The organism is Aeromonas sp. 55A, assembly GCF_051919665.1.
GTDB lineage: Bacteria > Pseudomonadota > Gammaproteobacteria > Enterobacterales > Aeromonadaceae > Aeromonas > Aeromonas veronii.
On the sequence record NZ_JBQBEH010000008.1, the window covers coordinates 2,075,315 to 2,095,213 of the forward strand.

General features: G+C 62.2%; 17 protein-coding genes and 1 pseudogene. 6 read left to right on the top strand and 12 right to left on the bottom strand.

What is annotated here, in order from left to right:
• The first annotated feature begins 59 nt into the window (after positions 1-59).
• The gene (locus tag ACTG2G_RS13635; protein ID WP_421386631.1) at positions 60-1,211 is read left to right on the top strand and encodes an iron-containing alcohol dehydrogenase; all 1,152 of its coding nucleotides are present in this window, start codon (positions 60-62) and stop codon (positions 1,209-1,211) included.
• An 89-nt stretch (positions 1,212-1,300) separates the two neighbouring features.
• Here the strand turns inward: ACTG2G_RS13635 and ACTG2G_RS13640 are convergent, their stop codons facing one another.
• The 3 genes from ACTG2G_RS13640 to ACTG2G_RS13650 form a co-directional block, all read right to left on the bottom strand.
• Positions 1,301-1,759, bottom strand: a complete 459-nt coding sequence (locus tag ACTG2G_RS13640) for a methylglyoxal synthase (RefSeq protein ID WP_005354960.1) — start codon at positions 1,757-1,759, stop codon at positions 1,301-1,303.
• A gap of 171 nt (positions 1,760-1,930) precedes the next feature.
• On the bottom strand, positions 1,931-2,407 hold the full coding sequence (bfr, locus tag ACTG2G_RS13645) for a bacterioferritin (RefSeq protein WP_421386632.1): 477 nt from the start codon (positions 2,405-2,407) through the stop codon (positions 1,931-1,933).
• 144 nt (positions 2,408-2,551) lie between these two features.
• On the bottom strand, positions 2,552-2,758 hold the full coding sequence (locus ACTG2G_RS13650; RefSeq protein WP_005335965.1) for a bacterioferritin-associated ferredoxin: 207 nt from the start codon (positions 2,756-2,758) through the stop codon (positions 2,552-2,554).
• 136 nt (positions 2,759-2,894) lie between these two features.
• On the opposite strand from ACTG2G_RS13650, the gene ACTG2G_RS13655 reads away from it, so the two are divergent.
• Together ACTG2G_RS13655 and ACTG2G_RS13660 are read left to right on the top strand one after the other, a co-directional pair.
• On the top strand, positions 2,895-3,206 hold the full coding sequence (locus tag ACTG2G_RS13655; protein WP_429204257.1) for an HlyU family transcriptional regulator: 312 nt from the start codon (positions 2,895-2,897) through the stop codon (positions 3,204-3,206).
• A complete protein-coding gene (locus tag ACTG2G_RS13660; RefSeq protein WP_429204255.1) occupies positions 3,203-5,269 on the top strand; it encodes a tRNA(Met) cytidine acetyltransferase TmcA in 2,067 nt (688 codons plus the stop codon). The genes ACTG2G_RS13655 and ACTG2G_RS13660 overlap by 4 nt, the downstream gene beginning before the upstream one ends.
• On the opposite strand, the gene ACTG2G_RS13665 is transcribed toward ACTG2G_RS13660, so the two are convergent.
• Complete coding sequence (locus ACTG2G_RS13665) at positions 5,256-5,975, bottom strand: SDR family NAD(P)-dependent oxidoreductase (RefSeq protein WP_374996357.1); 720 nt, start codon at positions 5,973-5,975, stop codon at positions 5,256-5,258. The two genes, ACTG2G_RS13660 and ACTG2G_RS13665, sit on opposite strands and share 14 nt — an antisense overlap.
• 201 nt (positions 5,976-6,176) lie before the next feature.
• On the opposite strand from ACTG2G_RS13665, the gene ACTG2G_RS13670 reads away from it, so the two are divergent.
• The 3 genes from ACTG2G_RS13670 (at position 6,177) to ACTG2G_RS13680 (ending at position 8,480) form a co-directional block, all read left to right on the top strand.
• Positions 6,177-7,193 carry a chemotaxis protein gene (locus tag ACTG2G_RS13670; protein ID WP_005335957.1) on the top strand — a complete coding sequence of 339 codons (1,017 nt, stop codon included), beginning with the start codon at positions 6,177-6,179 and terminating at the stop codon, positions 7,191-7,193.
• Between the two features lie 175 nt (positions 7,194-7,368).
• Entirely contained in the window at positions 7,369-7,848 is a 480-nt protein-coding gene (locus tag ACTG2G_RS13675; protein ID WP_346215908.1) for a hypothetical protein, read from the top strand.
• Between the two features lie 17 nt (positions 7,849-7,865).
• Positions 7,866-8,480: a superoxide dismutase gene (locus tag ACTG2G_RS13680; RefSeq protein WP_439985535.1), complete on the top strand. Its 615-nt coding sequence runs from the start codon at positions 7,866-7,868 to the stop codon at positions 8,478-8,480.
• A gap of 83 nt (positions 8,481-8,563) precedes the next feature.
• Here the strand turns inward: ACTG2G_RS13680 and ACTG2G_RS13685 are convergent, their stop codons facing one another.
• From ACTG2G_RS13685 to ACTG2G_RS13720, 8 genes and pseudogenes are all read right to left on the bottom strand, one after another.
• Entirely contained in the window at positions 8,564-9,511 is a 948-nt protein-coding gene (locus tag ACTG2G_RS13685; protein WP_421255754.1) for a SanA/YdcF family protein, read from the bottom strand.
• A 187-nt stretch (positions 9,512-9,698) separates the two neighbouring features.
• Positions 9,699-12,458: a collagenase gene (locus ACTG2G_RS13690; protein ID WP_439985536.1), complete on the bottom strand. Its 2,760-nt coding sequence runs from the start codon at positions 12,456-12,458 to the stop codon at positions 9,699-9,701.
• Between the two features lie 218 nt (positions 12,459-12,676).
• Complete coding sequence (gene menE, locus ACTG2G_RS13695) at positions 12,677-14,104, bottom strand: o-succinylbenzoate--CoA ligase (RefSeq protein WP_439985537.1); 1,428 nt, start codon at positions 14,102-14,104, stop codon at positions 12,677-12,679.
• Positions 14,097-15,025 (bottom strand): annotated as a pseudogene (gene menC / locus ACTG2G_RS13700) (o-succinylbenzoate synthase). The gene menE and the pseudogene menC overlap by 8 nt, the downstream one beginning before the upstream one ends.
• On the bottom strand, positions 15,025-15,885 hold the full coding sequence (gene menB / locus ACTG2G_RS13705) for a 1,4-dihydroxy-2-naphthoyl-CoA synthase (protein ID WP_005354934.1): 861 nt from the start codon (positions 15,883-15,885) through the stop codon (positions 15,025-15,027). Before menB ends, menC begins: the two are co-directional and overlap by 1 nt.
• Positions 15,878-16,675, bottom strand: a complete 798-nt coding sequence (menH, locus tag ACTG2G_RS13710) for a 2-succinyl-6-hydroxy-2,4-cyclohexadiene-1-carboxylate synthase (protein WP_279500839.1) — start codon at positions 16,673-16,675, stop codon at positions 15,878-15,880. The genes menB and menH overlap by 8 nt, the downstream gene beginning before the upstream one ends.
• Positions 16,635-18,392 (bottom strand): 2-succinyl-5-enolpyruvyl-6-hydroxy-3-cyclohexene-1-carboxylic-acid synthase, encoded by a 1,758-nt coding sequence (gene menD / locus ACTG2G_RS13715; RefSeq protein ID WP_335876109.1) that lies wholly within the window; start codon positions 18,390-18,392, stop codon positions 16,635-16,637. Before menD ends, menH begins: the two co-directional genes overlap by 41 nt.
• Positions 18,393-18,424: 32 nt before the next feature.
• Complete coding sequence (locus ACTG2G_RS13720) at positions 18,425-19,747, bottom strand: isochorismate synthase (RefSeq protein ID WP_245097858.1); 1,323 nt, start codon at positions 19,745-19,747, stop codon at positions 18,425-18,427.
• Positions 19,748-19,899: the final 152 nt, after the last annotated feature.

Below are 19,899 nucleotides of genomic sequence, written 5' to 3' on the forward strand. Positions count from 1 at the left end.
GACCTCACCTCCCCACAGGCGCACAATGTTCGCGCATTGAGCCAGTCGAGGAGTCCGCCGTGTACAACTTCCAATATGCCAATCCGACCCGTATCTGTTTCGGCGAGGGGCAGATCGCCAGCCTGCCCGAACTGATCCCGCCCGGCAGCCGGCTGCTGGTGCTCTACGGCGGTGGCAGCATCAAGCAGAACGGGGTGTATGAGCAGTTGACCCGGGCGCTGGAGGGGGTGACGTGGCAGGAGTTTTCCGGCATCGGTGCCAACCCCAGATTCGAGCTGTTGATGGAGGCGGTGGCGCAGGTTAAACGCGATCGCATCGACTTCTTGCTAGCCGTCGGCGGCGGCTCGGTAGTGGATGGCACCAAGTTTGTTGCGGCCGCCGCCTGCTACGAGGGGGATGATCCCTGGGATATCTGCGGTAAACAGGCGAGTGTGCACAAGGCGCTGCCGATGGGCTGTGTGCTGACCCTGCCAGCCACCGGCTCCGAGAGCAATCCCACCTCGGTGGTGAGCCGGGGGGATGTGAAGATCTCCTTCAGAAGCTCGCTGGTGCAGCCGCAGTTTGCGGTGCTCGACCCGACCACCACCTACAGCCTGCCGCCGTGCCAGACCGGTAACGGAGTGGTGGATGCCTTCGTCCATATTGCCGAGCAGTACCTCACCTTTCCGGTGGGAGGCGAGGTACAGGATCGGCTGGCGGAAGGTTTGCTGCAGGTGCTGGTGGATAATGGCCCCAGGGCGCTGGCGGAGCCGACCAACTATCAGGTGCGGGCCAATCTGATGTGGGCCGCCAGTCTGGCACTCAACGGCCTTATCGGTTGTGGAGTGCCGCAGGATTGGGCCTCTCACGCCATCGGCCATCAGCTGACGGCGCTCTACGGGCTGGATCACGGCCAGAGTCTGGCCGTGGTGCTCCCTTCGCTGCTCCGTGAGCGGGCGAGCCAGAAGCAGGACAAGCTGGCCCAGTTTGCCGAGCGGGTGTGGCATTCGACCCGCGAGGACAAGGCCCTGCGCATCGAAGAGGCGATTATCCGCACCGAGCAGTTCTTCCAGAAGATGGGACTGGGTACCCGGCTGGCCGATTATGGCCTCAGCGAAAGTTGCATTCCGGCGGTCTGCTCCAATCTCAAGCGGGTGGGGCGCACCGCGCTCGGTGAGCAGCAGGATATCGACCCGGATCGGGTGGCACGCATTCTCGCCCGCGCGCTATAAGCCGGCGCCGGTTTGTTTCCCTGGCTGATGCATTTTCCCAATTAAAGAGGGCCGCTTGTTGCGGCCCTCTTGCATGACGGGTTAGCCGATCACTCGGTGCGAGCCTTCAGATAACCGGCGTAATCCGGGATCTGCACGCTGAACGCCTGGCGCATATGGGGGCTGTCCATGATGAAGTCGGCGGTCGCTTCGTTGGTGGCTACCGGGATGTTCCAGACTGCCGCGAGGCGCAGCAGCGCCTTCACGTCCGGATCGTGGGGCACCGCATTGAGGGGATCCCAGAAGAAGATCAGCACATCGATCTTCCCTTCGGCGATCAGGGCGCCGAGCTGCTGGTCGCCCCCCATGGGGCCGGAGAAGAGGCAGGTGATGGGCAGTTGCGCCTGCTTGCCGAGCATGGTGCCGGTGGTGCCGGTCGCATAGAGGTGGTGGAGCTTGAGCTCCTCCTTGCGGCGCATCACCCAGTTCAGCAGAGGGGTCTTCATGTTGTCGTGAGCCACCAGAGCCACCCGTTTGTGGGGCGCCATCTCGCGTGCAATCTGTTCCATGGAAATCGTCCGTAGCATTGTTATTGGAAGAGAGCCGTATCCTAATCGAAAGCCATGACAGATGCTGCGTCGGGCGTATTAACTGTGATCCTGTCGAAAAGTTTTCGGGTCATGGCTGCTCAAATAAAGAGACCCGCGCTGGCGGGTCTCTTTATTTGCTGGCCTGCTGGCTCAGGAGACGTGGTGCAGTTGCGACTGCTGGTAGTTCTCCAGCCCGATGCGATCGATAAGATCGAGCTGGGTCTCCAGCCAGTCCACATGCTCCTCTTCATCCTCCAGGATCTCCTGGAACAGGTCGCGGCTGATGTAGTCCTGCACCGACTCGGCGTAGGCGATGGCCACCTTGAGGTCGGGGATGGCATCCATCTCCAGCGAAAGGTCGCAGCGCAGCATCTCTTCGACGGTCTCGCCGATACGCAGCTTGCCCAGATCCTGCAAATTGGGCAGCCCTTCGAGAAACAGCACGCGCTTGACCAGCTCGTCGGCGTGTTTCATCTCATCGATAGACTCGTGATACTCCTTGTGCCCGAGCGCCTTGAGGCCCCAGTCATCGTAGATGCGGGCGTGCAGGAAGTATTGGTTGATGGCAATCAGCTCATTGGCCAGCACCTTGTTGAGGTGGGCAATGATCTTGGGATCTCCTTTCATCGACAGTGCTCCTTGGTTCGTGCCTGAGGCTTCGATCGTTAGAGCTTAGTCCAGAAAAGTGACAACAAGAGGTCCGGCGAGCCAGCTCGCCTGAGAAAAGGGGTGACCCTGTTGGCGGGTCGCATCAGAAAAGAGGTGTCCGGATCAGGCCACTTCGTAGTAGAGCACGGGTTGCTCCTGCTCCATCTTGTCGAGTTCGGCGGCGATGATCTCCATGGTCATGCGCACGCATTTGCCACACTGGGCGCCCACCTCGAGCGACTGCTTGAGTTGGCGGAATTCGCTTTTACCTGACTGCACCGCTTTGCGGATCTGGGTATCTGTGATGCCGCGGCACAAACAGACGTACATGATGGTCACCTCTTGTGGAATGAGATGAAATCTAAATGAGAATGGTTCGTAGTGCAAATAACCATTGGTAATAAGATCCCCTGCTTGCCACTGTGCAACCCCTTGGGGACAATGCTGGCAACCAGAGGAGATCACCATGCTCAAGAAACTGTTCAGCGCCCTGTTCGGGGGCGAGCCGACCAAGGCGCCGGAAGTCACTCCCACCGAATATGCCGGCTATCTCATCTATCCGGAGCCCATGGCGGAAGGGGGTCAGTATCGGTTGGCTGGCCGCATCACCAAAGAGCTGGACGGCGTGCTGCAAACCCACCGTTTCATCCGCTCCGATCTGTTTGCCAATCCGGTCGATGCCGAGCGTTTCATGGTGCAGAAGGCCCACACCTTTATCGATCAGATGGGAGATCGCATGTTCGAGCCCCGCAAACCGGCTGACTGCCAAGCTTCATGACACTGCAAGAGGTCACCCTGCTGCGCGAGGCGCTGGCCCGCGCCGGTGAGCGGCGCCTGATCTGGCTGGAGGGGGAGGAGGCCGAGTGCATTGCCCGCGCCCAATCCCTGCTCGGCGAGACGGTCTTCTGGCTGGGAGCCGGGCCCGAGTGCTATGCCCCGCAACCGGCCGCCAAGGCGCTGCAGCGGCTTGGTCAGGAGTGCGACACGCTGGTGTTCAACGCCTTCAGCGGCTTTCATCCCGACGCCTTCGGGGCGCTGGCTGGCACTCTGCGCGCCGGTGGCTTGCTGTTGCTGTTGACGCCACCCAGAGCGCAGTGGCCCGCATGGCCGGATCCCGACCGGATCCGGCTGGTGGCCCAGCCGGAGGAGGCCAGTCGGGCCGGCCACGGCTTTATCGCCCGGCTGGTGCGGTTGCTGGAAGGTGATCCTACCCTCTCTCTGGATCCGCCGGTTTGCTCGCAGCCGTGGCAACCGATTGGGCCGGAGCGCAGGCTGAGCTGCGATCAGACACGGGCACTGCCCGCTATCCACAAGGTGTTGCACGGCCATCGTCGTCGGCCGCTGGTGCTGAGCGCCGACCGCGGTCGTGGCAAGAGTGCGCTGCTGGGGCTGGCTGCCGCCGAGCTGCTGCGCCAGCAGCCCGCGCTGAACATAGTGGTGACGGCCCCCTCGCAGGCAACGGTAGCGACCCTGTTTGCCCACGCAGCTCGCGGGCTAGATACTACGCCTGAACAGCTGACCGGACTGAGCTACTGCTCGCCGGATCGGCTGGTGCACGAGGCGATGAATCCCGATCTGCTGCTGGTGGATGAAGCGGCCGCCATTCCGACCCCGTTGCTCGAGGCCATGCTTGCCCGCCACAGTCGCATCGTGTTTGCCACCACCGAGCACGGTTACGAGGGGACGGGGCGCGGTTTTCACCTGCGCTTCAAGCGGGTGCTCGATAGCCAGACCCCGGAGTGGCAGGAGATCCACCTCTCTGAGCCCATTCGCTGGAGTGAGCGTGATCCGCTGGAGCCGCTGATTTTCCGCCTGCTCGGCCTCAATGCCGAAGTGGCAACTCCCTTGCCGCCGACCAACCCGAGCTGGCGTCTGGTCAGCCAGGAGGCGCTGGCGAGAGACGAGGCGTTGCTCAACCAGCTGTTTGGCCTGCTGGTGCTGGCTCACTACCAGACCACGCCGAGCGATCTCCGATCCCTGCTGGAGAGTCCGGATCTCGACATCCATCAGCTGGAGCAGGATGCGAGCCTGCTGGGAGTGGCCTTGGTGGCGCGGGAAGGGGAGATAGAGCCCGAACTGGCCGAGGCGATCTGGGCCGGGCGTCGCCGGCCGCGCGGCCATCTGCTGCCCCAGTCGCTGCTGGCTCATGCCGGTTTCAAAACGGCGGGGGGACGCAGCTACGCCCGGGTGATGCGTATCGCCATCCACCCCGAGCTGCACCGGCACGGACTGGGTTCGCTGCTGCTTGGCAAGCTTGAGGAGCACTATCGTCAGATTGGCATCGACTACCTCGGCTCGGCCTTTTCGGCCAGCGCCGACCTGCTCCCCTTCTGGCGCAAGGCAGGGCTGGAGGTGCTGCGCATCGGCCTGCAACGGGATGCCGCCAGCGGATGCCATGCAGCCCTGCTGCTCAAAGCGCTGAACCTCGAACATGAGATCGAGTTGAATCAATGGCAGCAGCGTTTCATTCGCCAGCTGCCGATCTTGCTGGCGGGTGAATTGAAAGGATTGGATCCCGAGCTGGTATGGCAATGCCTGCAAGGCAGTACCGTCACCGTGCCGGAGCTTGGTGAGTTCGAGCGCGACGAGATTGAGTGCTTTGCCCTGCATCACAAGCCGTTCGAACTGAGCCAATCCAGCCTGCAGTTGTGGCTGGCGCGCAATCTGGATGTGTTGGCTTCGCTGACCCCTGACGAGCGTTATCTGCTGATCGCAGCCATCTGGCTATATGCCGACTGGGGAATGCTGGCCGCGAGGTTGCAACTGGCGGGCAAGCCCGCCGTGATCAAGAGTTTGCGGGCGCTGCTGGCGCGTCTCTTGAGTTCCTCTACCACTCGATAGGTTTGCCCTGCCAGTCGAGAAAGCTCAGCTCGCCATCCGGTTGCAGCCGGTTCATCAGGTTAATCAGATGGTCGGCTACCAGCTCGGGACTCTGCACATTTCCCGCCGGTACATTGGCGTGAAACGGGCGGGAGAGTTGGGTATCCACGGTGCCGGGATGGAAGGCCAGCAATTTGACGCCGGGGGCCCGCCGGGCCAGCTCGATGGCGGCACACTTGAGCAGCATGTTGAGGGCGGCCTTGGATGCACGATAGCCATACCAGCCGCCCGTTCGGTTGTCGCCAATGCTGCCGACCCGGGCGCTGAGAACGGCCAGAATGCAAGGCTCGCGGCCAAACAGCGGTAACAACTGGTTGATCCAGCGCAGCGGCAGCAAGGCGTTGGTCTGGTAGAGGCGGGTCATGGCATCGAGATTGATTGCTTCGAGCCGCTTCTCTGGCTGGATCTCCCCCTGATGCAGGATGCCGTTGCATATCACCACCCGATGGGGTCTCGGCGCCAACTCCGCGATGCGGGCTACCGCAGTTGCCATCTGCTCATCGCTGTAATCACAACATAGCCAGTGCAGGGCCGGCGAAGAGGCTCCTGCTGGTGCGGGTTGACGACTGATGGCAATCACTGGCCCGACACCCGCCGCCAACCAGTGTGCGACCAGCGCCGCCCCGATACCGCCAGAAGCGCCAATCACGACGATACCTTCACTCATCTCAGGCTCCTTGTGGGTGCATGATGGATTTCACCATCCGCCAATGTTGTCCTGATTGGCAGATACGATCGTGCCAGCCTGCGGGATCAAGCGGTTAAGGCTGCAATCTTGCCGAGATCCGAGCCGTTGGGTGAAATCCATTCCTATACTGAGGGAAAACCGCAGCGGTCTGCTGCCCGCGCAACCAGAATGAGAGTCACCATGATGTCCAAAGATGGGGAAGAGCGTAAATCTATCCTGACCGAAAGTGGCACCAACGAGCTTGAGATCATCGAGTTTCACCTCAAGAAGCAGCTACCGGACGGTCGTGAAAAAACCGCTTATTACGGGATCAACGTCGCCAAGGTGCGCGAGGTGATCCGGGTGCCGGAGACCACCGATTACCCCAATGCCCAGCGTCATATGGTGGGGGTATTCTCCCTGCGGGATCGCCTCATCCCGCTGGTGGATCTGGCGGGCTGGCTCGGCATCAAGACCAACCCTGACCCCAGCCACAAGGTGGTGATCGTCACTGACTTCAACAAGATGGCTAACGGCTTCCTGATCGACAGTGTCAGCAGGATCCACCGGGTCTCCTGGGAGGATGTGGAGTCCCCCAGCCAGTTTCTGGAAGCGGGGGAGAACGACTGCGTGGTGGCCGTGGTCAGGCGCGATGGCAACCTCATCATGATCCTCGACTTCGAGAAGATCATCGCCGATATCAACCCCGAGCTCAGCATGGAGAAGTACGACGTCACCCAGGATCGCAAAGTGCTCATCGACGATCGCATGATGGCGCTGCGCCAGGGCAAAACCATTCTGGTGGTGGACGACTCGGCCTTTATCCGCAAGATGATCGAGACCACCCTGCGTACCGCTGGCTACAACGTGATCACGGCCAAGGACGGGGGAGAGGGACTGGAGATGATGACGGATTTCGATCGTCTGGCCCAGGAGGAGAGAATGCCGGTGACCGGCTTCGTCAATGCGGTGATCACCGATGTGGAGATGCCGCGCATGGATGGCATGCACCTGCTCAAGCGACTGCGGGATACCCCCTCCTACAAGGAGATGCCCATCGTGATGTTCTCCTCCCTGATGAGCGATGACAACCGTCAGAAAGCGCTGCAACTGGGGGCCAACGATACCATCACCAAGCCCGAGATAGGGCGCATGGTGGGGATGATGGACCATATGCTGCTGGGGATTGCCCCGCCTTCGCCCGCCAACAACATCTGACCTGCCATTAACTTGCCATTGGCCGGTCGAATCCACTGACCGGTTGCCTCAAGCGGCCACTCCTTGCCAAGGAGTGGCCGCGCTGTTTTGGCTGTGTACTGCGATCCCGACGCCCCTTGTCTCCTGGATATGATTCATGTAATGATAATTATTATCATTTGTTGATGTGAAGCATATGACAGCAACCTGGGTGAAGGGGTGGGTCGAGTCGACCGAAGGTGGCAGCAGCATGAGTCACTGGAAACAGCAGACCAGAGAGGGCAACCGGCTGTTTGACTGCGGCGAGTATCATCAGGCGCTGGCTCATTATCAGCAGGCGCTCTGGCTGGCTCGTCAGCAGTTGGTGCTGTGGCATGACGCCGATGAGGCAGTGGCGGCGCTGGTGGTGGCTCACCACAATCTGGCGGACCTGCTGGTGGCCATGACTCTGCCCGATCGCGCCGCCGACCTGCTCTGCTATGTGCACGACTGCCTGCTGGCGACCTGTCACTCCCCCGCTTGCTCCTCTCGCCTGCGAGAGGCGGCTTTGCGCCATACCCGCACAACCCGTGCCGAGTTGCTGACGTTCGTACAGCGCCACGGCAGCCACGCCGGGATCATGCGCTCGCTCGGTCACTGCCTGTGTCAGAGCGAGCCCTCATCCCGGCTCCATTAATCCGAACAGAGGTCATCATGAGCCATACCCTGCCAGCCCTGAACTATGCCTACGACGCACTGGAACCCCATATCGATGCACTGACCATGGAGATCCACCATAGCCGTCATCACCAGACCTATATCAACAACCTCAACGCCGCGCTGGAAGAGGCGCCAGAGCTGGCCGCACTGCCGGTAGAGGAGCTGCTGCGCCGCTTCGATACTCTGCCTGCCACCTTGCAGGGGGCGGTCCGCAACCATGGTGGCGGCCATGCCAATCACTCTCTGTTCTGGCTGGTGATGAGCCCGCAGGGGGGCGGTGAGCCGGGTGGTGAGCTGGCTCTGGCCATCGAGCGGGAATTGGGGGGATTCGATGCCTTCAAGCAGGCCTTCACTCAGGCGACTCTGAGCCGCTTTGGCAGTGGCTGGGCCTGGCTGGTGGTGGACAAGGCGGGCAGATTGCAGGTGGAGAGCAGTGCCAATCAGGATAGCCCCCTGATGCATGGCCATACCCCGATCCTGGGGCTGGATGTGTGGGAGCACGCCTACTATCTCAAGTACCAGAACAAGCGTCCTGACTATATCGCTGCCTTCTATCAGGTGGTGGATTGGGCCGAAGTGGCCCGCCGCTATCAGGCGGCGCGAGGCTGACTTGGCCGCTGGGAATGGGTGTACAGGTCACCGCCACAACCTGCGCTGTAATAACAAGACCCGCCAGTTGGCGGGTCATCTGTTTATGGTGTGGCTGTGCTGGCGCTGGCGGCTGAAGGGGCCACCGGCAATGTGGGCAAGGCCGCGCTGGGCGTCTTGGCGGTGGTTTCTACCGCGGGTTTAGCGGGAGTGACCGGCTCAGTCGTTGCCGCAGCGGATAAAGCTAGCGTGACTTGTTCAGTCACAGCCGAGGCAGATGGGGTAGCCGACTCGGTGGCAACAGCGGCAGAGACTGCCGCTGGCTTTGCCTCATCCACCGCCGGTTTGGGTTGTTTTAGGCAGGGTTGCAGGCTGCCGATGGTGCTCAGTGACTGGCAAGGCACAGGCAGACCGATGGGGACCGGAGCCCCGAGGAACTTGGGCCCCTTGTCCAGTACATAGAGGTCGAGCAGCCCCATCAGGCGGGCAAAGACTTCCCGCACCCGGGTGCGGATCCCCTGATAGGCGCTGGGATCCTCGGCATTGAAGCCGACCGCATCGATACCGAAATGGCGAGCGATGAAAATGGCCCGCTCGTTATGAAAGCCCTGGGATACCACGGTAAAGCGCTCCTGGCCGAACACCTCCTTGGCGCGAACCACTGAGTCGAGGGTGCGAAATCCGGCGAAATCCATATAGATGGCGGAGGCGGGGATGCCCGCCTTGATCAGGGCGCGGCGCATCTGGCGTGGCTCGTTGTACTGCACGGTGGCGTTGTCACCGGAGACGATGATGAAGTCCACCTTGGCATTGTTGTAGAGCTCGGCCGCCGCCTTGATGCGGTATTTGAAGTAGTGGTTGGGGCCGCCACCAGAGAGATATTTGGAGGTACCCAGCACCACCGCAACCCGGTTGTAGGGCACCTTGTCCACCTGATCGTAGGTGTAGTGACGGGCATCCGAGACGATCCACTCGCTGTAGCCCAGCAGCATGGCAATCAGGGCCAGCAGCAAAACGAGGCAGGCGAGGAGGATCTTGGCAAACTTCTTCATGCGCGGTGCGGTCAGGGTCTGAAGTTGGGAGTGGCTATCGGCATTCTATTACAACTCGGCCGCTGGCGTCAGGCTTGATAACGGGCGGGCACCTCATTCGGGCAGAGGCTGTCGCAGCAGAGGCCGGGGGTGCGGGAGGATAAAGCGAGGGGCTGCAATGGCAGCCCCTCTGGTCGGCGAAGGTTTATCAGTGGGCGGAGTCGTTACCCTTGCAGGCGTCTGACTCCTTGTTTGCTTGCCACCAGGGCAGCAGATCCCGGGCGAGCCATGCCTGATAGGCGTTGCTGTCGTTGGCGATCAGCCGGTCCAGCTCCCCTTCGAAGTCGCTCATCGCCTGCTGCCGATCCGGATTGCGCAGCGCCTGTGCCAGCGCCAACCAGCTGGCGCCGCGACCGGTATCGTTGAGGAAGCGGTGCACGGTATAGGACCAGGAGTAGACCATCTCGCCACCCTGGTCGTAGTCAAGGTGGAGGATAGCCGCCAGTGTCGGGCGCTGGTTGGCGGGGCGGTTTGCCACGTTATCCAGACCTCGGGCAAAGCACTGACCGTGGGCGATGAACTCTGCAATCCCCTCGGCCCACCAGGTGGTGCGGTTGAGCGGATAGTGGCCGAAGCTGCCGTACTGGTTGAAGCGGCCGTCGAGATAGTGAACGTACTCGTGGCGCAGGTTCCACACCTGGAAGGCAGGGCGTTTCCACTCCGCCTCATAGGCGAAGAAGCGGGCCTGATTGCCGGGACGAGCCGGATCCCCCTCGATATAGATGCCGCCATTGTCGGTGGAGACACCAAACAGCGCGCTGCCGTAGCGGCCCCAGTTGGCGGAGGAGTTGAAGATCACCAGCTCCAGCGCTTCGTTGTGATCATCGGCCACCGGTTGCCAGCCTGTCTCCATCTGCTGGTGGAAGCGCTGCTCTTCATCACCCAGCTCGCGGCAGATCCCTTCGGCCTGAGCCTGGGTCAGATCCTGGGCACGCAGACGCAGGGTGGGCGAGCAGGTGTGCTCGAACGGCAGAATATCTTCCATGCGGATCGGAGTGCAGAGCCCGGCGAACTCGCCGCTGACACAGGCTTCGCTGGTGCGATCCGTGTAGGTGAGGTAGTAGCTGGAGAGGGTCAGGGAGACCTCTTCCAACATGGCAGCCGGATGCTGTCCGCCCAGGATCAGCCCTTGCTGGCGCATGATGGCGATGACATCGCGATCCAGCTGTTGGCGATAGGCGATCGCCTTATCCGGGCTGGTGTGATGGAGGTAGCGCATCATCTGGTAGAGACGGCTATGGGCATCGAGGATGTTGTTGAAGATAAACAGATCCCGTGAGCCATCGCGCTGTTTCCAGAGGGCCAGCTCGCTCAGGCCCAGTTGCAGCAGGTTCTGGCGCAATGCCGCTTCCTGTTGCAGCACAGCTGCGCTGAAGTCGGCCTGCTGACCGTAAGAGGCGCTCTGATCGACCAGATTGAGCAGCTCGAACAGGCCATCGGCCCAGGGTTTGTGGCCATTGATCTGTGCCGCATGTTGCACCGCATAGCCGAGCGCCTGGTTGAGCTGGGTCAGCATGGGGGCGGCACTCTGGCGGAAGGCGGCTTGGCCAAGTTGGCCCTGCGCTGCCACGCTCCAGGCTTCCAGCACTGTGCCAGCCTGATCCTGTGGTTCAGCTCCCAGCAGCAATGGGTGGTTGAGCAGATCAATCATCACCCCGGCCAGAGCCCGGGCGGCCTGATCACTCTCTTTGCCAACGCCGCCATGGTAGTTGTGGGCGCGCACATAGTAGAGCAGCTTGTCCATTGCCGGATGGGTCGGCTGGTTGGCCGCCAGCAGAGCACGCATGCCGCGCACCACCGCCATCAGCTTGGCGTCATCGTGGCCGTAATCCGCCTGCCAGGCAGGGCTGTTCTGGCCGCTCACGTCGGCCACCAGTTTGGCGGCATCGCTGTCGAGCAGATCCACATCGGGCTGCTCTGGCTCGGAGCAGAGACGACCGTTGGCGCGGCGGCACTCCAGCTGCTCCTCCTTGCTGGCCAGCACGATGGGGCGATTGAGCACCCGGCTCTCCTGCCACTCTTTGCTCTCTGGCAGGGGCTGCCACTCGCCGCCGGCGACCGGGTATTGGTAGCCGCTATCTTGCAACGTTACCTGAACCTCGCTGCCAGCGGGGATCACCTGACGACAGATGCGATAGCGGATGGTGTTGCTCCCCTCCTTGCGCTCCTGCGGCTCATCACACTCCTGCTGAGGCGTGAGCTGATCCAGCTGCCACTGATAACGGCGCCAGACATGGATCTCGCTGACCTGAGCGGCAGCCTGACTGCCTGCCACCGGTTGAAGACGGAAGAAGATCTGCTCCAACCGGCCATCCCGCTCACTCGGGGTCTCTTCAAGTACCTGCAACTGCTGCCAATCCTGCGGCTGATAGTGCCACTCCGACGCGGTGCAGCGGCCCTGCGCGTTGAGTTCGCAGCGATCCAGCTCCCTTTCGCTCTGACCCAGGATGATGGCTTGCGGCAGCGGCAGACGATCCTGCCGCTGGGCGGTCGGCGTGCCCGCCAGCTGCTCCCAGCGACCCTGCTTGAGGCCATAACCAAAGTCATAACTGCTGGCGGGAATGAGCTTGCCCGCCGGAATCCGATCTTCACAGCGCACGAAGCTGATCTGCCAGCCCGCATCTACCTTGAGCTGCGGCTCGCCACACTGTTGCTCGGCCAGTGCGGCGAGATCGCTGCTCTGCCAGTCGAAGCGACGGTAGACCCTGAGCTGCTGGTAAGGAGCATTGCTGCTGCGCGCCTTGAGCTCGTAGGTGATCTCGGTGATGCGCGCGGCCAGTTGCCGGCTCGATTCGCCAGTCAGCTGATACTGTCGCCAGTCATTGGGGGAGTAGTTGGCTTGCGCCGAGGATGTAGCCAAAAGCAGGGGGCCTGCCAGCAGCAGCCACCCGGTACCCGAACGGTTCATTTTTATCCCTTTGTTCTTGTTTGTGTATTGTCTTGCGAGTAATCGCAAGGCAATTTAAATAGTTCCAAAGGGATATCAATTGCCAATTAAAAATCAGATAAATCAATAGGATGGTGACTTTTTGAGTCTGATCGAATTATCGTGGGTTGGCGCCGCAGTAAGGACTCACATGTTTCTTTTTTGTTTTCAAAGAAGATCGGTAAATTGTGAGTCCGATCTCATTCAGCTTGTCGTGCCCGAGTGGTCTGTTGTCGGGCTACCTTGCCCAGCAGTTGGCGAGAGGGCTTGAGATTGCCGCCAAGATCGGGCCAGGGGAGCCAGTGGTCGGGCACCATAAAGCCGGGCAGGGTGCTGCGGATCCAGGCAGCCAGTTCGGAGTCGGGAACCGGCTCGCCGTGCCAGTCGATAAAGGCGGCGGGGCGTTGCCCCCACTCGTCGCTCGGTACCGGCACCACCAGCGCCTGGGCGACAGCGGGATGATCTACCAGTCGCTGCTCTATGGTTTCGGGCTGGATGTTTTCGCCACCCGAGATAAAGAGGTTATCGAGCCGTCCCTCTACCAGCAGCTCCCCTGCCGCAGTGAACCTCCCCTTGTCGCGAGTATGAAACCAGCCTTCGCCATCGAGGGGCAGTTCCAGCTCGCCATCTCGGTAGTAACCGGCAAACAGGGTGGCGCCGCGCACGCAGATCTCCTGCTCCCTGATACACACCTCCCGTCCCGGTAGCGGTTTGCCAACTACGCCTGCATCGCCGGGTAATGCAGTGCAGACCTGACTGCCCATCTCGGAGAGACCATAACTCACCTTGGGTTCGAGCCCCATGGAGCAGAGGCGACTCACCAGCGGTTGCGGAATGGCGGCGCCACCGAGCAGCAACTCGCGCAGGCGGGTGCGAGCGGGATCAAAACCCTCTGCCAGCAGGCGCCAGAGCTGGGTCGGCACCAAGGACAAGTGAGTGATGGGCTGGCACTCCAGCCGCTCCTTGAGGGGCCGTTCACGCTGATCCAGCACCAGCGTGGCGCCCGCCAGAAAGACCCGAAACAGGATGGCGTAGCCGCCGACATGGAACAACGGCAGGGAGAGCAGCCAGCCGGATTCCTCATCGAGGGGAATGAGGGTGGCAGAGCCGCGCGCCGAGGCAAGGTGGTTGCAGAGCCGATGCACCACCGCTTTTGGCGTGCCGCTGGATCCTGAGGTGAGGATCATGTTGTTGAGCTGGGTCGATGCCAGCGGCCATGTTTCCTCGCTTGCCGGCAGTTCGCGCGTGAAGTCGAGCTGCAGGGGCTGCCAGTTGCCTGCCGGGATCTCCCCTGCCGACCAGAAGGCATCGACATCGAGTTGCACCGCCAGCTCGCGCTGCTTTTCGAGAGGAAAGGCGGGGTTGAGCGGGCAGAACACCACGCCGCTGCGTACGCAGGCCCATGCCAGCAGCACATCTTCCAGCGCACCGCGCACCACTGCAGCCAGATGATCGCCACGGCGCACGTCGACTTGTTCCAGCTGTTGGCACAGGCTGTTGAGGCGGGCATCGAGCTGGCGGTAACTGAGGGGCGAGGCGGCGTGGATGGCAATGCGGTTCGGGGCTGTAATTGCCCGGTGGCGTACCGGGCAAGGTGTCTGTTCGGGTGAACGGGAGGGGTCAATCACGGTAATACAGTTGCTCCAGTCGGCTCAGATCCGGTTTGCCATCTTCCCCCAGCAGGTTGCCTGCCATCCAGCGGCGGGTATCCAGACCCGGCGCCTGTTCGGGAGCCCATTCGCCTGCCAGATGAAAGAGCTGGTTCAGGCCCAGATCCGATTCGAAGCAGGAGGAGATGATAACCTTGAGCCGCAGTTCGCGGGCGCGGGCGATCAGCGCTTCGCAGTTGGCGAGTGAACCGAGCAGGGTAGGCTTGAGCACCAGCGCGCGCAGTTGCGGGATCGGCTCCCACGGCTTGCCTTGTGCCAGCAGCTCGTCCAGCGCCACCGGCATGCCGGTGCGGTTGGCGACAAAGGCGATGTCGGCAAAGTCGGCGCAAGGGTCTTCCAGATACTCGATGCGATTCGGGTCGAGGTGGCCACAGAAGGTCCACGCCTCCTCGCGAGTCCAGCCTTGGTTGGCGTCTAGCACCAGCTTGAGGGAGGGGAGGCGATCGCACAGCAGGCGGATCAGCGCCAGCTCGTCACGCATCGGGTAGCGCGCCACCTTCAGCTTGGCCTTGCCTGGCGTGCGGTGCAGCCACTCTTTCCAGTTGCGCAGCAGCTCCTGGGGGAGCCTTGAATGAGGGGATAGGGCTCCGGCAGCGGGTTGCGCTGCTCGGGCCATGTCCGGCGCGCGCAGTCGAGGCCAAATTGCACCGACGGCAGCACAGGGGTCGGGGTGTCGCCGGCGGCCAGGGCCGCCAGCGCGGCAAGGGCTTCTGCCTCTGCCTGTTGCAGGCTCTCTTTCGAGAAGCCGGGCAGGGGGGCGATTTCCCCCCAGCCGTCGTTGATGCGCACCAACAGCCCCTCTCGCGCCACCTCCACCTTGCCGTGAAAGGTCAGGGGCTGGGTAAAAGGCAGTTGATAGCGATACAGGGCGAGTGTCATCAGGGGTTCCGCTTGTATTTGGAGAAGTCGGGGCGACGCTTTTCGTTGAAGGCGTTGCGGCCTTCCTGACCCTCTTCGGTCATGTAGAACAGCATGGTGGCATTGCCCGCCAGCTCCTGCAAGCCCGCTTGACCATCACAGTCAGCGTTGAGGGCGGCTTTCAGGCAGCGCAGCGCCATCGGGCTGTTTTGCAGCATTTCGCGGCACCAGCGCACGGTTTCACGCTCCAGTTCGGCTAATGGTACGACGGTGTTGACCAGACCCATGTCGAGGGCTTGCTGGGCATCGTACATGCGGCAGAGGAACCAGATTTCGCGGGCCTTCTTCTGGCCGACGATACGAGCCATGTAGGAAGCACCCCAACCGCCGTCGAAGGAGCCCACTTTCGGACCGGTCTGGCCAAACTGGGCGTTGTCGGCGGCGATGGTCAGGTCACACATCATGTGCAGCACGTGGCCGCCACCGACCGCGTAACCGGCCACCATGGCAACCACAGGTTTCGGACAGGTGCGGATGTCGCGCTGGAAGTCGAGCACGTTGAGGTGGTGAGTCCCCTCGTCATCCCGGTATCCACCGTAGTCGCCACGGATCTTCTGGTCGCCGCCAGCGCAGAAGGCTTTCTCGCCAAAACCGGTCAGGATGATGGTGCCGATCTGATCGTCATAACGGGCATCGGCCAGCGCCTGCAGCATCTCTTTGACGGTGCGGGGGCGGAAGGCGTTGCGTACCTGGGGACGGTTGATGGTGATCTTGGCAATGCCATCGTTGGACTTGTGATAGAGGATGTCCTCGTAACCGGCGGAGCAATCCTGCCATTCAACAGGTGCATACAGTTCAGCTTCCGTCATTGCTTCAATCATGACTCGTCTCTTCTTGTTGGTTGACCCACTCCGCGAGGAGTCGGGCAAAGTTATCAGGCTGATGGGCGTGCAGATTATGGCCGCCATCCAGCACCAAGTGGTTGATTCTGCGATCCTGGTTCGCCAGCTGGCAAGCCAGCTGATGGAATTTGTGATCCCGCTTGCCACTCACCCAGGTGACCGGCAGCTGGCTCGCCATGAGCCAGGGGGCGAGATCCGGCTGCTTGCCTAGCGAGGTGGCGCGCAGCATGGTGGCGATGCCCTGACCGTCGTTGCCAAGGCGGTGGGCGATCTGGCGGGCCTGGGCCGCGTCGTCGAGATCGGCAAACACCCCTTGCCGGTACCAGTCTGCCAGCACGTCAGCCAGGGGCTCACGCTCGAAGCGCTGCGCCCACTGTTCATCGTGCTGGATGCGGGCGGCCCGTTCATTGTCTGGTAGCCCCGGGTGGCAGTTCTCCAGTAGCAGCCCCCGCAGCCCGGCTGGCTCGCGGCTGGCGTGATAGAGGGCCAGTCGCCCACCCAGTGAGTAGCCCGCCAGCAGATAGCGTTCAATGTTGCGGCTGGTCAGCTCGGCGACCAGCCACTGGTGGCTCTGCTCAAAGTCGCTGACGTTGAGATCGCGATACTGGCCGTGACCCGGCAGATCGAGGGCGATGCAGCGGATGGCGGGCAGCCGGTCGATCACCGGTTGCCAGTCGCCGCTATCCCCCAGCAGGCCGTGCAGCAACACCAGCGGCACATTGGCATCTTTATTTGCCACGGATGGCGGCCCCCAGCGCCTTGAGATCATCGGCTACCTGCTCGCTCGGTACCCGGATCTCGATCAAGGTAACGCCATGTTGGAGGGCGGCGCTGTAATCGCGTTCGAACTCGGGCAGGGTGGTCGGCGCCCGATAGGCGAGGCCAAACATGGCGGCAGCATGTTCAAAGCCGAGGCCGTGGGGCAGCCGGTAGTAGCTCTCCAGCAGCTCCCCTTCGGTGGGCACCGGCAACATACGGAAGATGCTGCCGCCATCGTTGTTGAGCAGGATCACCACCAGCGGTCGGCTCGCCTTGCTGAGCAGGGCGAGGCTATTGAGATCGTGCAGGGCGCTCAGATCGCCAAGCAGCAGGGTGGTGGGCTCATCACTGCCCGGCTCTATCGATTGGGCAAACCCGTAGGCGGTGGCGATGAGGCCATCGATGCCGGAGGCGCCACGGTTGGTCATCACCCGGCTCGGCCCCTTGCCCGTTTCGCCGAGCATATCCATCAGTCGTGCCGGCATGCTGTTGCCGACAAACAGTTGGCCTTCGATCAGGCGGTTGAGGCGATGGCAGACCCCAAGCTCGGAGAAGTGCTCGCAGGCAGCGGCGATCTGCTGGCTGGCGTTGTGTTGCAGCTCGGCCAATGTGTGCCAAGGGGCTTGTGTGGTGACCGGATGGGCCGCAGCAAAGGCGCTGGCACTGCAGAGCAGCCGGTTGCGCAGCCGGTAGTCGGGATCGAGCCGCGCCGGTTGCGGATCCACCAGCCAGTAATCCTGCCATGAATGGTGTTTGATGAACTGGCTAAGCCGCTTGGAGACAAGCCGCGCGCCAAATTGCAGCAGCACCTCGGCGCGACCCAGCTCGGCAACGAATTCAGGGTCGTTGAGCGCCAGATCCATGTGGATGAGGTTGCGGCTGTCGAAGCGGATCTGGCTCTGCAGATCTGCCAGCAACGGCCAGCCAAGTTGCTCCGCCAGCGCGGCGGCATTCTGTGCCTGCTTCGGGTCGGTAATACGGCCAGCCACAAGGATGCCGCGCTGTTGCCGAAAGCTTTCCCACTCAGCCTGAGGTAGGCAGGTCGGCTCGCTTTGCTGCCACGGGCTCCAGGGCTTGCGCGAGCAGAGCCAGTCACCGAGGGGGGCCAGATAATCGGAGAAATCCTGATAGTGCTCGCCCGGGTAGAGGGGCTCGGGGTACATGCAGTTGAAGTGCACCACCCCGGGAGTGAGCACCTGTTTGGCCAGCGCCTGATCTACCGAGCTCAGCACAAACGCCGCCGGAATGGTCGGGGTGGGGCTTGGCAGGTTCTGCTGATAGACGGGGTAGCGGCCGAAGATCCCCTGCTGGTCGATCGCCTGATTGGCGCCGTTGTCGATAAGCTCGTGAGGGCGATCGGCGGAGAGAATAATCAGCGGCACGCCGGTGAGCTGGGCCTCTGCCACGGCGGGCCAGAGATTGGCTACCGCGGTACCCGAGGTCATGATCACCGCCACCGGCCGGTTGCTCCCCTTGGCCAGCCCCAGCGCCATAAAGCCGAGGCCGCGCTCGTCAAAGTGCAGGTGACGACGAAAGCCCTGATGGGCCGCGGCGGCCATGGTCAGCGGCGCAGAGCGGGAACCGGGGGCCAGCGCGATGTCGCGTACCCCGAGGCGAAAGAGCTCCTCCAGCAAGAGGGAGGACCAGACGTGGTTGAAGGTGGCGTGCTGGCTCGAAAACGGTGTGCAGGCAAACTCTTCGCTGGCAGGCTCTTTACGGGTGGGCATAGGGGCTCTCGTAGCGTGAAAAGGGTGAATGACTATCCCAGCAGGGAGAGCACATTGGCGATCTTGTTGTCGAGTTCGGCCCACTCGGCGACAGGCTCGGAACCGGCGACAATGCCGGCACCGGCAAACAGGGTGACGCTGCCCGGCTGAATGCGGGCGCTGCGAATGGCGACCGAAAACTCCGAGGTCTCCCGGCTCAGCATGCCGCAGGCTCCGGCGTACCAGCCCCGATCGTAGGGTTCGAACTCGCGGATAAAGGCGAGCGCTGCCTCGCGCGGAGCGCCGCCCACAGCCGGAGTCGGGTGGAGGGCGTCGAGCAGCTGCCAGTCGCAGACCCCGGGCTTGAGCTCGGCTTCGATATCGCACTTGAGGTGCTGCAGCAGCCGCAGTTTGAGAATGCGCGGCTCGGTCAGGGTGGCATCGTGGGTCAGTGGTGCCAGACGGCTCAGGATGTCGGCGTGTACCAGTCGGTTCTCCAGCCGGTTCTTGCTGTCGGCCAGCAGCTCGGCGGCCAGTTGGGCATCGACCTCTTCATCGCCGGAGCGGCGAATGGTGCCCGCCAGCGCCTCGGTAAAGAGGTGGCGATCTTCCCGGCGGTAGAGCCGCTCGGGGGAGCAGGCGATAAAGGCCTGCTCGGGGGAGAATTGAAAACCGAAGTGGAAGCAGTCCTGGGCGTGGCGGGCCCACTGGTCGAGCATGGCCCAGGGATTGATATCCGCATCATGGTTCGGACTGGTCAGCACGCTCTCCCGCGACAGTACCACCTTGGGAGTGTGGGCCTGAAAATCGGGGGCGGTGACGCGCTCCACCAGCGTCTGCCACTGGGCGGGGCCGGGGCAATCCTGTCGCTGCCAGGGCTGCTTTTGCAGGGCGGGCAGCGGGGCTTCCGGGCGCAGGGCATCGAGGGCGGCTTCTGCCTCCTGCAGTTCGGCCTCGAGATTGTTTTCATCCAGCCAGAGGTTGAGGCAGAGGCTGACGCACTCGCCACGGCGCACCAGCTCGATGCGGGGCAGCACGAAACGGCAGGGGCTAAACCCTTGCCAGCCTGATTGGGCCGGATCAAACGCCAGTCCGCCATAGTAGCGAGGGCTGTCGTCATGATGCTGGTTGGCTGTGTTAGTGCACACCTGCTTGATGGCGTGCGGCTCGGTCAGTTCATGGATGGCGCCAAGCGCGACATACTCGGGACGAGCCTCTCCACGGGCCTGCCAGTAGATGCGGGGATAGAGGGTTTGCGCCGCGAGCCAGCCCAGAAAGGAGCGGATTTCGATCGCCACTCGCAACCGTACGAAGCCGCTGACGTTGCTGTGACGCAGGGCGTCCAGTTGTTGCTTGATATGGGTCTGAGCCAACATGGATTCTTGTCTGAGCCGGGTAGTAACGAGCGATCCGGTAGCTGGATGCCGTAGGTTTATGCCAAAGGGCGATGATTTCCTATATATTATCTGCCCATTCGTCCATGTAAATCGCCCGCGGGAGCTTCACTCTCCGGGGCCAAGTATACCCA